At 38.3% G+C, this 13,230-nt stretch carries 7 protein-coding genes and 1 other annotated feature; of the genes, 2 read left to right on the top strand and 5 right to left on the bottom strand.

Annotation, left to right across the window (positions count from 1 at the left end; all coding sequences use genetic code 11):
* Nucleotides 1-44: 44 nt before the first annotated feature.
* Entirely contained in the window at nt 45-758 is a 714-nt protein-coding gene (locus AB3I34_RS00620) for an amino acid ABC transporter permease (protein ID WP_002363695.1), read from the top strand.
* A gap of 11 nt (nt 759-769) precedes the next feature.
* The gene (locus AB3I34_RS00615) at nt 770-1,435 is read left to right on the top strand and encodes an amino acid ABC transporter permease (RefSeq protein WP_002382114.1); all 666 of its coding nucleotides are present in this window, start codon (nt 770-772) and stop codon (nt 1,433-1,435) included.
* A 197-nt stretch (nt 1,436-1,632) separates the two neighbouring features.
* On the opposite strand, the gene pheT is transcribed toward AB3I34_RS00615, so the two are convergent.
* The 5 genes from pheT to AB3I34_RS00590 form a co-directional block, all read right to left on the bottom strand.
* On the bottom strand, nt 1,633-4,056 hold the full coding sequence (gene pheT, locus AB3I34_RS00610) for a phenylalanine--tRNA ligase subunit beta (protein ID WP_010712292.1): 2,424 nt from the start codon (nt 4,054-4,056) through the stop codon (nt 1,633-1,635).
* Nucleotides 4,057-4,063: 7 nt separating this feature from the next.
* Nucleotides 4,064-5,110 (bottom strand): phenylalanine--tRNA ligase subunit alpha, encoded by a 1,047-nt coding sequence (gene pheS, locus AB3I34_RS00605; protein ID WP_002358034.1) that lies wholly within the window; start codon nt 5,108-5,110, stop codon nt 4,064-4,066.
* Nucleotides 5,111-5,166: 56 nt separating this feature from the next.
* Nucleotides 5,167-5,385: a binding site (T-box leader), on the bottom strand.
* A gap of 43 nt (nt 5,386-5,428) precedes the next feature.
* Nucleotides 5,429-5,773 carry a helix-turn-helix domain-containing protein gene (locus AB3I34_RS00600; protein ID WP_002358035.1) on the bottom strand — a complete coding sequence of 115 codons (345 nt, stop codon included), beginning with the start codon at nt 5,771-5,773 and terminating at the stop codon, nt 5,429-5,431.
* 69 nt (nt 5,774-5,842) lie between these two features.
* Nucleotides 5,843-9,637 carry a helicase-exonuclease AddAB subunit AddA gene (gene addA, locus AB3I34_RS00595; RefSeq protein ID WP_010712291.1) on the bottom strand — a complete coding sequence of 1,265 codons (3,795 nt, stop codon included), beginning with the start codon at nt 9,635-9,637 and terminating at the stop codon, nt 5,843-5,845.
* Nucleotides 9,630-13,220 (bottom strand): PD-(D/E)XK nuclease family protein, encoded by a 3,591-nt coding sequence (locus AB3I34_RS00590; RefSeq protein ID WP_010712290.1) that lies wholly within the window; start codon nt 13,218-13,220, stop codon nt 9,630-9,632. Before AB3I34_RS00590 ends, addA begins: the two co-directional genes overlap by 8 nt.
* Nucleotides 13,221-13,230: the final 10 nt, after the last annotated feature.

Here is a 13,230-nt window from a genome sequence, read left to right as displayed (position 1 = left end):
CATTCCTAAGACTTGAAGAATCAAAAATTTTAGGAGGGATTTTTATGTTTTTATTAGCCAATATTTCCTGGCTTGAAGAAGGGCCGTTTGCCTTATATCGTTGGGAAGCTTTATTTCAAGATTGGCGAATTTTTGGTCAGGCTTTTCTCTATACTATTCTGCTTTCTTTAGGAGCAATCTTAGTCGCCTTTGCTTTAGGCATTTTCTTTGGCAGTTTATCAGCGACCAAAAGTAAACTTTTACACGCAATTAGTCGTGTCTATGTAGAATTTTTTCAAAACACACCTTTGTTGATTCAATTTATCGTAGTCTATTATGGCTTTCCTCTGCTAAGCCCGCTGCTTTCATTTTCTATTACTACGATTGCCATTCTGTGTGTAGGCCTCTATCATGGCGCCTACATTTCTGAAGTGGTTCGCTCAGGAATCGGAGCTGTCCCAAGAGGGCAATTTGAAGCGGCTTACTCCCAAGGATTAACGTATGGTCAAACGATGCGGTATGTGATTTTACCACAAGCATGGCGGATTATGTTACCGCCTTTAACCAATCAAGTCGTTAACCTAATTAAAAATACGTCAACAGTTGCCATTATCTCTGGCGCTGACGTAATGTTTGCTGCCAATAGTTGGTCATCTGTCAACTTGAACTATATTCCCGCCTTTGCGCTTGCTGGTTTCTTATATTTCATTCTTTGCTTCCCATTAGCGAATTTGGCTAGAAAAATGGAAGAAAAAAATAAGAAAGCATATAGTAGATAGGAGGAAAACAGATGCCTTTTTCAGAAGAAATGCGTCAATTACTGACAGCAAATAATTTTCAATTTCTATTTAACGGCTTAAAATTGACGCTCTATATTTCCTTCGTCTCAATTATTTTGAGTACGATTTTTGGCACCATTCTAGCCGTTTTGCGAAATCAAACCCATGGACCACTGAAGTTACTTGCCAGTATTTATGTAGAAGTGGTGCGTAATATTCCAAACTTATTGTGGATTTATGTTATTTTTTTGATTTTCAAAATCAAATCCACTCCTGCTGGAATTGTGAGTTTTACTGTGTTTACCACCGCTGCTTTAGCGGAAATTATTCGTGGTGGTTTAAATGGTGTTGATAAAGGACAAATTGAAGCGGCACGTTCTCAAGGTTTTTCAAATTGGCAAATTCTTTATCATATTGTTTTGCCTCAAGCCATTCGCAATGTTTTACCAGCGATCGTTTCTCAGTTTGTTACTGTCATCAAGGATACAAGTTTCTTGTATTCCGTGATTGCTTTACAAGAACTCTTTGGCAAATCTTATATCTTAATGGGGCGCTACGCACAAACAGGACAAGTATTCACTATTTACGGAATCGTCGCCCTTATTTATTTCATTATTAACTTTAGTATCTCACAATTTTCACGTTGGCTTTCACGAAATTGGGCGAAAAGTTATTAATGTAGTTAAAAACAGGAGGCTGAGACAAAAGTGTTTAGCTCCAAGAAATAAGAAGGAATTTCCGAAAATTGTTCTTTAATTTTTGGAGAATTTCGGCTTATTTCCGAAGGAGCTGCTTTTGTTCAGCTGATTATCTTAAGATTTAGAAAGTGGGGCATAAGTCATTTCGACTTATGCCCCACTTTCCTGTTTTTATTTTATCTTACTTCTACTTGATGTTTTTCAATTAGCGCTTTTTCAACTTTTTCCATTGAACGGTTAATTTCTTCATCCACTAATGTCGCTTCTGCATTAACGAAAGTTAAACTATACGCCATTGATTTTTTGCCAGCGCCTAGTTTTTCACCTTGATATACATCAAATAAATGAATCTCTTTCAAATATTTACCTGCGTTATCTGAAATAGTTTTAACTAGTTCTTGATTGGTAACTGTTTCATCGACTAATAAAGCAATATCTCGAGAAACTGCTGGGAATTTAGAAACTGCTTCATAAGTAACCCCGCCTGCTTCTGTAGCTACTAATTGTTGCAAGTTTAATTCAGCAACATATGTTTCTGGAATATCGTACGCTTTCGCTGTCGTTGGGTGAACTTGTCCGACAAAACCAACCACTTCACCTTCTAAATAAATCCATGCTGTCCGGCCTGGATGCATTTCTGGAATCGCCGTTGTCGCTTGATAACTGATTTTTTCTGTTAATCCTAAAACAGCTACAATACTTTCCACTAAGCCTTTTACTGTATAAAAATCAACGGCTGTTGCTTTTGTTTGCCAATCTTTAACCATTGTATTACCAGTTAAAGCAAGTGCTAAGTGATTTTCTTCTGTAGGTAAATTTTTTGTTGGATCTTCTGTTTGGTAGAAAACGCGTCCTACTTCGTAGAAGGCGATATTATTATTTTTACGTGCCACATTGTATGCAACATCATCTAATAAACCAGAAATTAAGTTCATACGTAACACAGAACGCTCTTCACTCATTGGCCATTGCAAACGTGTTGTTTGACTTTCTTTCATCATAAATTGACGGGATTTTTCTTCTGTTGTCAATGCATAGCTGATGGCTTCACTCGTACCATGACCTTCCAGTAAGCTCTTTAATTGGCGCGTAACATGTTGTGCTTTGGTTAGACTTCCAGCAACTGTTTCTCCACTTGGCAATGTTGAAGGTAAATGATCATATCCATAAATGCGCGCCACTTCTTCAATAATATCTGCTTCAATCGCAATATCCCAACGTCTTGGTGGAATCGTAATTTCATATGCGCCTTGATTTACTTCATAAGCAAAACCGAGTGCTTCAAAAATTTCATTCACCGTTGCTTCATCTAATGCAGTGCCTAAATATTGGTTGATTCGTTCTAAAGTCACAGCTACCTGCGCTTCTTTAACGGCCACTTCAGAACCAACTGCAGTGCCTGAAACCACTGTTCCGTCGGCTAACTCTGCAATCATCGCGGCTGCCACATCACAAGCTAGCCCAACTGTCGCTTGGTTGATGCCTTTTTCAAATCTACTTGAAGATTCACTCCGTAAATTGAATTGTTTAGACGTTTTGCGAATAGACAATGGATTGAACAATGCCGCTTCTAAAGCCACAGTTGTTGTTTCTTGACTGATTTCAGAATTAGCTCCACCCATTACACCGGCTAAGCCGACAGGCGTTTTTCCATTCGTAATGACGATATTTTCTTCTGTTAATTGACGTGTTTCACCATCTAATGTAATTAGTTCTTCTGCTGCTGTTGCTCGACGAACCAAGATTTCTTTACTATCTAATTTTTGATAATCAAATGCATGCAATGGTTGACCAAATAATAATAAAATATAATTTGTCACGTCCACCACATTGTTAATCGGACGGATTCCTTCATTCATCAATCGGTTTTGCAACCACTGAGGACTTTCTGCAATCGTCACATCTTTAATGACACGAATTTGATACGCTGGTGCATCTTGTGAATCTTCAACAGTCACTGTTACGTAATTTTCCACGTTATCTGAAGCATCTTCTTTGAGTTTGGGATCATTAAACTGAGGCGTTTGACGATAAATTGCGCCAACTTCATAGGCTACCCCTCTCATACTTAATGCATCTGCACGGTTTGGTGTAATTGATAATTCAATAATCGCATCATCCATGTCTAAATAAGGGAAAACAGGTGTCCCATTCACTGCTTCTTGAGGTAAATAATAAATCCCTTCAGCGTAGGCTTTTGGTACGACATTATCTGAATATCCTAGCTCTTCTAACGAACAAATCATTCCGTTAGAGACTTCGCCACGCATTTTACCTTTTTTAATTTTTTGATTTCCTGCAATTCTTGAACCAGGTAACGCCACGATGACTTTAATTCCGGCTTTCACATTTGGTGCTCCACAAACAATTTGTGACAATTCTTCTTCACCGATGTCTACTTGGCAAATTGATAAGTGGTCAGAGTTTGGATGAGGAACACATTCTTTTACTTCACCGACAACAATTTTCTTTAAGCCTTCTTCAGGTACAGCAACGCCCTCAACTTCGATACCTGTCACAGACATTTTGTCCGCTAATTCTTGCGGAGTAACGTTTGAAAGATTAACATATTCATTTAACCATTTATAAGAAACTAACATTTTTCAACTACTCCTTTACCTTGAATTGATTTAAGAAACGTAAATCATTTTGATAAAAATTACGGATATCATTTACACCATAACGTAACATAGCAACGCGATCTGGTCCTAAGCCAAAGGCAAAGCCTGAGTACTCTGTTGGATCAATCCCTGACATTTGTAACACATCTGGATGAACCATCCCCGCACCTAAAATTTCAATCCAACCTGTATGTTTGCAGACGTTACAACCTGCGCCGCCACATTTAAAACAGCTAACATCTACTTCGACTGAAGGTTCTGTAAAAGGGAAATAGCTAGGACGTAAACGAATTTTACGATCTTCACCAAACATTTTTTTCATCATGACTTCTAACGTCCCTTTTAAATCACCCATTGTGACATTTTTATCGACAACAAGGCCTTCAATCTGATGGAATTGGTGACTATGTGTCGCATCATCTGTATCACGACGGAATACTTTCCCAGGAGAAATCATTCGTAATGCACCTTTTGAAAAATCGTGTTTTTCCATTGTTCGAGCTTGAACTGGTGAAGTATGCGTACGAATTAACATCTCATCTGAAATATAAAACGTATCTTGCATGTCGCGTGCTGGATGATCTTTTGGTAGATTCATGCGTTCGAAATTATAATGATCGGATTCTACTTCGTATCCTTCCACTACTTGATAACCCATGCCTAAGAAAATATCTTCAATCTCTTCCATAACTTGTGTCAAAATATGACGTGTGCCTTGAGGCATTTGTTTTCCAGGTAAAGTTACATCTAAACTTTCTTCTTTTAGTGCCGCATTTAACGCTTCGTTTTCTAAAACAACTTTGCGCGCTTCAATTGCTTCTGTTAATAAATCACGAATTTCATTTGCAAAGCCCCCCACCACTGGTCGTTCTTCTGGTGAAAGGTTTTTCATGCCTCTTAATACTTCGGTGATTGGCCCTTTTTTCCCTAATGTTTCTACGCGAATTTGGTTTAATTCTTTTAAAGTAGCAACTTGTGCGATTTCTTTGAGCGTATTGTCTCTAAGAGCTTCTAATTGCGCTTGTAATGTCATTATGCGTTCCCCTCTATCTTTTATTTAAACTAAAAAAAACGATAACCCATTCCTTTCAAAGGAACGAGCTATCGTGTTACCATCCTAATTCATAACAAATTGTTGTCATGCACTCATTTCATTTAACGGCAATTACCGGTTTGCTTTCTTCTTGAAAACAAACAAACTCAGGAAGTGAATTTCGCTTGGTGACTGTGTAAATCAGCTTCCAGTCTCTGGCTGACTCTCCCTAAAACACGTCAATTCAAACTACTTGTTTCCATCACTGTTTTTTTAGTTATTTAATTACGTTTAGTTTACAAGAAGTTTTGCTTGCGGTCAACTGCATTCTTCGTCTTTTACCCATTTTTCTGCCCAATGTTGAATTTGTTCCATTGCTAATTGCAAGTCTTCGCCTTTTTCGGTTAGGAAATATTCTAAGCGATTTCCTTCACCGCAACGAACAGCTTTGGTGATAATTCCTTCAGCTTCTAGTTCCTTCAATCGCTCTACTAAGACACGATCACTTAACATTGGAATTTTTTCTTTTAATTCGCCAAAACGTTGAGGACCTCGTTCTAATAAAACATCAATAATTAAACCATTCCATTTTTTACCAAGTATTGAAAATGATTTTTCAAATTTGGGACAAAGTACAAACGATTCTGTTTTTACTTTTTCCATCTTCCTCACCTCTTCAATGAGTATAGCACATTCCTTACAAAATGTAAGTGTTTCTGCTTCTAATTTTTTCTACTTTATAAAATCTACAACATTTCCTGTCTGCATGTCAATAATTACTCCTCCATTTAATAAAATTAAATAGACGTGCGACACCTCTTTATGCGTCGCCTCTTGTAGCGCTCTACGATAAAGATTCATCTGTCCGCGATACCGTTCGACAATTTCAGAAATTGCTTGGGGAGAGGTGCCTTTTACATGATCGGTTTTATAGTCATACAAAATGCATTGATTGTCTAATTCGATATAGCCATCAATAATCCCATGAATTAATAAATCATCTTGTGTCGTTTCTGGATAATTTTGAATGAGCTCTTCTGCTTCAATCAGCATAGAAAAAGGTTGTTCCCTTCTAACGGTTTGATGGTGTTGAATCAATTGTTTTCCTAAGGCGGTGTCAAAGAAGGCCACGATTTGCTCCAGATTCATTTTTTCAGCAATTGCTGGTAAAATCAATTTATTTTCCACTAAGCGTTCTTGAACAGCTCGCACTTCCTCGTAAGAAGGTTGCTTACTTAAATCAATTAGTTGTAATAAATAATGGGTTGCTGTCCCAATTTCAGCTGCTGAGGGCGCTTGAACCGTATCTAAAAATTTAGGCTTACTTAAATCTCCTTCAATCATTCGATTGACAATCAACGGTTGCGCTTGAATAGTATTGTCTTCCCGAACCTCAATTTTACCAATTTCTTTGTTGTCGGGGTCATCAAATACTCGCTTGATTTCAGAAACAGACTGATAACTGGTAGTCCGAGTAGCCACTTCAAACGGATAGTTGAAACTTAACCGTGCAAGGCCACGATTGATTTTGTCAGCAGATAATTGCGCTTTTTCGGCTAAATCCTCTGCTTGTCTTTCTGGCAATTGTAATTGCTGAATGGCTGCTCGTAGTTGTTCTTCGTTGAACCACTGAATATGAAAGTTAGCTGGGTGCTTTTTGACTTGCGGAACGTTACTTACTACTACTTCTTGCTGATATTCATCGGCTTTTTGATGACGTACCAATGTCATCCCAACCCAATTCATTAAACTACTTTTACTTTGCAAGCGATTTTCAGCTGGTAGCACCAGTGTTTCTACATCGCCAACTTTCAGCCACTCTTTCCACATCGCCGCTTGGTCTTTATAGGAGCCCACCAGAAAAAGTTTCTGTTCTGCGCGTGTCAACGCCACATATAACTTCCGCATTTCTTCGGATAGTAATTTTCTCAATCGTACTTGTTTAATCGCCAAAAATGGTAAAGTGTCGTACATAACTCGTTCTTCAGGTTGTAAATAACGAATGCCTACGCCTAAATTTTCTTCAAAGATATAGCGTTCATTCAAATCACTGACATTAAATTCTTTGGTCATATCTAAAACGAATACCACCGGAAATTCTAACCCTTTACTAGCGTGAATCGTCATGACGCGTACGGCATTCTCTTCACTTAAAACGACTGGTTCCGCTAAATCTTTGTCTTTTTCTTGCATTTTTTCGATGAAGCGAACAAATTGAAATAATCCGCGGAAGGTTGTTTTTTCATACGCCGCGGCCCGATCAACCAACGCATATAAATTGGCTTGGCGTTGTTTGCCAACAGGCAACCCGCCAACATAATCAAGGTAGGCCGTTTCCCGATAAATCGTCCACAGCAAGGTGCTAATCTGGTTGCGTCGAGCCTGTTCCCGCCATTTTTCTAATGATTCAGCAAAACGTATAGTTTTTTCCTGAACAACTGCTTCCTCCATGGTTGGTTCCATCTTTTGATTAAACGTTAAAAATGCTTCGTAGTAACTGGCTTCCTTATTAGCCAAACGAATAAGCACTAATTCGTTTTCTTTTAATCCAACAATTGGTGAACGTAACACAGCTGCCAAAGGAATGTCTTGATAGGGATTATCAATCAATTGAAGCAAGGCAATCATTGTACGAATTTCCGTTGCTTGGAAATAATTTTGAGCATCATTGACTTGAACTGGAATTTCTAATGATTTAAAAACATCTAAAATAGTTAAATTATTTTTCTTCGTAGGCGTTAATAAGACAATATCTTGATAAGTAATCGGTCGATCCGTTTTCAGCTTTTTATCATAAATCAAGAAATTTTGGTCAATTAATTCACGAATTTTCAAAGCAGTAACGTAAAGTTCCCCTTCTGTCTTATCTTCAATCAACAACTCAGGGGATTGTAATTCTGGAAATTCAACTGATTCTGTTGCTTTTTTTTCATAAATTAGCAATTCAGTTGAATAATCAGCCGCCTCCGAAAATTGATCAAAACCATGAACCAAAGCAGCTGACTCATCGTAAGCAATTTGGCCCACTCGCTCATCCATTAATTGACTAAATACTAAATTCGTAAAGTCTAAAACGTCTTTGCGGGAACGAAAATTTTCAGCTAGAATAATTCGTTTGCCCTCTTTGCCTTGCCCATACTGATTGTATTTTTCAATAAACAATGTAGGGTCTGCCAAGCGGAAAGAATAAATAGACTGTTTCACATCTCCTACCATAAAAAGGTTTCCTTCTGCGCTAAGCGGGCGGCGCAACCAATACAAAATAGATTCTTGTAATTGATTGATATCTTGGTATTCATCGACTAACACTTCATCAAATTTTTCGCGATAGTAAAGAGAGGCTTCTGATGCTTGCCAGCCATCTGCCTGATTTTTCGCTAAAATAGCTAACGTATAATGTTCTAAATCATTAAAATCCACTAAATTTTTAAGCCGTTTTTCTGCGCCATAGGCCTCCATAAATTGTTTCCCCACGTGAGCCATTTCTTGAACAATGGGCGTGGCCTCTTTCAAGACTTGTTTCATGGCATCTGGAGAAAGTGTAAACAGTTGCTTTTTCAAATCATTTAACGCTTTTTTATTTTGTTCTCGTAACTGTTTGGCTTGTTCCGCGGTTGGTTTCAACTCTTCGGCACGAACCGTTGGGTAGCGGTCAAAGCTCAACAATTCAGTCAAATTATAGGCGCTTTCTAAATCATTTCTCTCTAAAAATTGTAAAAATTGTTTTGTTTGTTCCTTTTCATTTTGAGCTAAATACCAAATCTTTTGAAGTTTCTCTTCGCCCTCTGTTAAGGTCACCATTTCTTCGTAACGCTGAAGAGTTCGTTGTAACGTCTCAACGGCTAGCGGTTTTAAATACGTCTGAAATAACGTTGATTCGCCTAGCCGATCCCCTACTTCGTAGGCTTGTGTTAAGCCATTAATCCACGCCTCTGGATCAGGATTGGCTTTGGCAAATTCATAAAAAGAAAAAATTAAGTTAGTGAGTCCGTCATCACTACGGTCATTGGAAAAATTCGCTGTTAATTGGTAAAATTCTTCTTGATTTTCCGCATAAAATTGTTCACGTAATGCATCCCAAACATCTTCTTTTAATAACAATGTTTCTGTTTCATCTGTTAACATCCGAAAAACTGGATCTATGTCAATTAAATAATAAAAACGACGAATAACAGTTAAACAAAAGGCATGTAACGTGCTGATATTGGCTGTTGGCAAAAGAGCAATTTGACGAGAAAAATGCCGTCTTCTTTCTGGATTTTGTTCTTCATTCATTGCCTTTTGTAAAGCCACTTGGATACGTTCTTTCATCTCACGGGCGGCGGCTTCAGTGTACGTCACAATCAAGAGACGATCGATATCGACGCCGCTTTTGACTTTTTCAATGACACGGCGGACTAAAACAGTGGTTTTTCCTGAGCCAGCCGAAGCAGAAACTAAGATATTTTCATCGCCATCAAACACCGCTTGCCATTGACTGTCGGTGAATTGCTCATTGGCTGGACGTAGTGGAATTGTTTTACTCATCTTCGGTTGCTCCTTCCTCATCTTTGTTTAACAAGCGCGCCATAATTTCCTCTTTGGATAAATTCTCAATGCGATGATAATTATTTTCTTTTAACATCACATCAAAATCACAGACACTTCGAAACGGACAATAGCGACAAGCAATCCGTTCCTTGCCTTGATAAGCGGGATTAAGTTGAACTTCGCCGCCAATAATTTGATTCCCCGCTTCAATAAATTTATTTCGGTTATGGGAAAGCAACGCGCCTAGTTCTGGTTCTGTCACAAATTTATCTTCTTGGCGACGACCAGGTTTAATTTGTTCTTTGGCGGATTCTTCAATCGGAAACAGCAACGAACTTTGTTTAGCTTGCAGACTCGTATCTAAATGATCCAATAAATCTGGGTCTTTCATCAAAAGACCATCAAACTGATATTTTTTAAGCATTTGTTGTTCAATGTCGTCTTTGCCTTCATAAGATAACGTAGGATTGTGTACATGCAGATAAAGTGAGCCAGCAGGTTTAGCTTCTTGACCAACTAATTGCACAGCATCCATTAAAGCCACATCCAAGTACGTCAGCATTTGCATGGCTAAGCCGTAATACGCTTCTGTCATATTAAATTTACGGTGACTCGATTTATAATCAATCACACCTAAATAGGTTGATTCGGGTGTAACCAATTGATCAATCCGGTCGATTTTTCCCCGAACATGAATCTTCCCTTGATTTTTTAATGGTAATTCCAAACCAGAAATTCCTTTTTTAGCGGCAATTTGGCCAAATAACACTTCTGTTTGAACAGTCGTCATGCCACTTCGTTGGCTTTGGCGTTTCAGCGCCCAACTGACTTTTTTAATTGTTTGACTTAATTGATAGCGAATATAGTTCATGCGACTAGAGGTCGTTAATACAGAAAAACGTGCATCCCCTAAAATACTATTTAGTACTTCCTCCGCCAATAAATTGACTTCCTGATCGGTTAATTCAGATAAGTTCCGTTGATTCATAATCAATAATTTAAAGAACTGATCCAATGCTTCATGGAAAAATTCTCCTGTAGCTGCTGGTGAAAGCCCAAAGACATCTCTTTCTTTCAAACGTAAGCCATAGCGAGAAAAGTATTGATATTGACACCGATAAAAACTCTCCATCCGAGAAACAGATGTATAAATATCTTTACCATATAAAGGTTCTGCTAAGACCTCATCAATCTTTTCAGGAATATTTTGATGCGTTAAACTTTCGAAAACTTGCTTGGCTAGCGGCGCAATTGATTGGTTCATTAGCGCTTTTTCCATATTTAACCAGAAAGGCAACAATCCTTCTTGTGTTTCTTTCCGTTGTCTTTTCAAACGCGTTAATTCACCGATTAACGTCCGATACGTACTAATATGGGCTAAACTGGTCGTTTCATCATCGAAAATGGTTGTTTCATTTTTTTCAAAAACGGGCAAGTTTAAATCTTTTTGGATATTTTTAAAATAAGGAGACGGTTTGACTTCTTGAGCGGTGTCTTTAACACTTGGATAGGTTAAATATAACCGTTCTCGCGCTGAAGAAAAGACAAGATACGCAACATAAGGTTCTTGCGCAATTTTGCGTCCGGTTGTCCCACGTAAATATTGGTTTTCCGTTAACGTATCATTGATTGTCTGACGTTCTTCATCAGACAACAGTGTTTTATTTTCAATCTTTTGTGGAAAAATTTCTTCCGTCATCCCAATAGCAAAAGTAACCTTGGCAGCGCCAGGTCGAGTTAAATCCATTGCGCGAACTTGTACTTGGTCAATCGCTGTCGGCACTTTACTATAGTGCAAACCTTCCAAGCCACTAACAAATATTTCTTGAAACGTTGTAAAATCAAACGAACTTTCTCCGTAAACAGTGACGTATTCATCTAGTAACGACATCAATGCATCCCAAGTCTGTTCATGGTTACGAGCTGTTTCTAGTTGACCTGCTTCGATAGCTTGTAAGCGCCACATTTTTAATTGTGTTGCCACACCACTTTGCAGTAAAAAGTGATAGAAGACGGTCGCTGCTTCCAAACCAGTTTTGGCACTTATCATTGCTTGAAAGTAACTAGGTAGCAGCCGTTGAAGCGATTGACGAATCGCATTTGACTCTTCTTCCATCGTAGCGACATCTTCTTGCTCTTCCGCTTCAAAATCATACCGAATAAATTCCCAATCTTTTTCTTGCGACCAATAATAACCTTCATAGCCGTATGCCAGGACTACATTTTCGGTAATATCAACTTTTCTGCGCCAAGCGTTCCGTTGGTTTAACCAATCAGTCAAGCTTTCTTCAGAAGTAGCGAGTTGATTCATTGGCATAAATAATTCCGTTCTCAAAAAACGGAGCACATCGCGATAACGATAATTGTACGAATGAATAGCAAATAAAGATTCAATCCATTCGACTAAAGGATGCCGATCCATAGCCATATCTCGGTCGACATAAACAGGAATCTCGTGTTCCGCAAAAATCGGTTCTAATAAATTTTCATAACAATCTAAATCACGAGTCAACACCTGAATTTCTTTGTACCGATACCCTTCTTCCACCACTAAACGGCGAATTTCGGTTGCAACATGTGTTAATTCTTCTTTAACGTTTTCAGCACGCCACAGAAATAAGCCATCGCCTCTCCAGTCAGTTGTGCTTAATGGAGGCAGGTGCTCTTGCGATTGAATCCAATAATCATTTAATCCTTGCAAGTCTGGGTTTGTAATTAATACCTCTTTCTTTTCCACATAATCTGAAAGAATCGGGATTTGCTTCTGTCTTGCTAGTTGATAAAGCTGATGATAGGTTTGTCCCGCTTCATAAAATAACGACCGCGGATCAGGTAAGTCATGCGGATATTGTTTGTCCAATAAGAGGGCTACTTTCACAGAACCTGCTTGCGCCATTAGCACTTCAATCAACTTTAATTCTCTGGCAGTAAACTGCTGATAGCCTGAAATAACGAATTGAACATTCGACAAATCAACCGTTTGTAAATACTCGCTTAAATGTTGAATAATCTCCGCTGATTCATAGCCATACTGACTCATTTGTAATTGGAATCGCGTAAAAATCAACGTTAAATCTTGAAACTTAAGTTGTAAATCTTGTCCTTTAGGGTTCTCCGTTTGTTTTTCTAAAAATGGATAAAGCTCCGCAATCTCAATATTGCCTTCGCGCATTTCTTGATAAAGCTGAAATAGTTGCTGAATAAAGCCAGGCTTGTTAATTTCACCTCTAAAAATTTGTAACTCTTCTTCTGCTTCTACTAAAATTTTGCGAAAAATCATCGCAGCACCTGCGTCAGATAAAACATCTGCCGAGTAAAAAGGTGTATGTTGTAAATAGTACCAAGCCAAACGATAAAAACTAAAAACCTGCAGACGGGTACTGGTTATTGAATCAGACGTAGTTGTCTGTAATTGACGTAACTTTTGCAAGACTTGAATTTCTTGCTCAAACTTAATATGGTTCGGGACTAAATAGAATACTTCATGCTGTGCGTCTTCCTCTAGCCATTGTTTTGTCGCCTGTATAAGTGGCGCTTCTAAATCTGCCACAGCGGTTCCTCTAATAAACTGCACACTCATGGTTTCACAT

This window comes from Enterococcus sp. C102(2024) (assembly GCF_040888205.1).
Taxonomy (GTDB): Bacteria; Bacillota; Bacilli; order Lactobacillales; family Enterococcaceae; genus Enterococcus; species Enterococcus faecalis.
The sequence above is the reverse complement of the archived record's forward strand: the minus strand, read 5'-3'. Positions and strand labels throughout refer to the sequence as shown.

Bases quoted from the DNA above. Each gene is read 5' to 3' on its own strand.
- AB3I34_RS00590 (WP_010712290.1), bottom strand. From the start codon at position 13,220: ATGAGTGTGCAGTTTATTAGAGGAACCGCTGTGGCAGATTTAGAAGCG.
- pheS (WP_002358034.1), bottom strand. From the start codon at position 5,110: ATGACATTACAAGCGCAATTAGAAGCTCTTAGAGACAATACGCTCAAA.
- pheT (WP_010712292.1), bottom strand. From the start codon at position 4,056: ATGTTAGTTTCTTATAAATGGTTAAATGAATATGTTAATCTTTCAAAC.
- AB3I34_RS00615 (WP_002382114.1), top strand. From the start codon at position 770: ATGCCTTTTTCAGAAGAAATGCGTCAATTACTGACAGCAAATAATTTT.
- AB3I34_RS00600 (WP_002358035.1), bottom strand. From the start codon at position 5,773: ATGGAAAAAGTAAAAACAGAATCGTTTGTACTTTGTCCCAAATTTGAA.
- addA (WP_010712291.1), bottom strand. From the start codon at position 9,637: ATGAGTAAAACAATTCCACTACGTCCAGCCAATGAGCAATTCACCGAC.
- AB3I34_RS00620 (WP_002363695.1), top strand. From the start codon at position 45: ATGTTTTTATTAGCCAATATTTCCTGGCTTGAAGAAGGGCCGTTTGCC.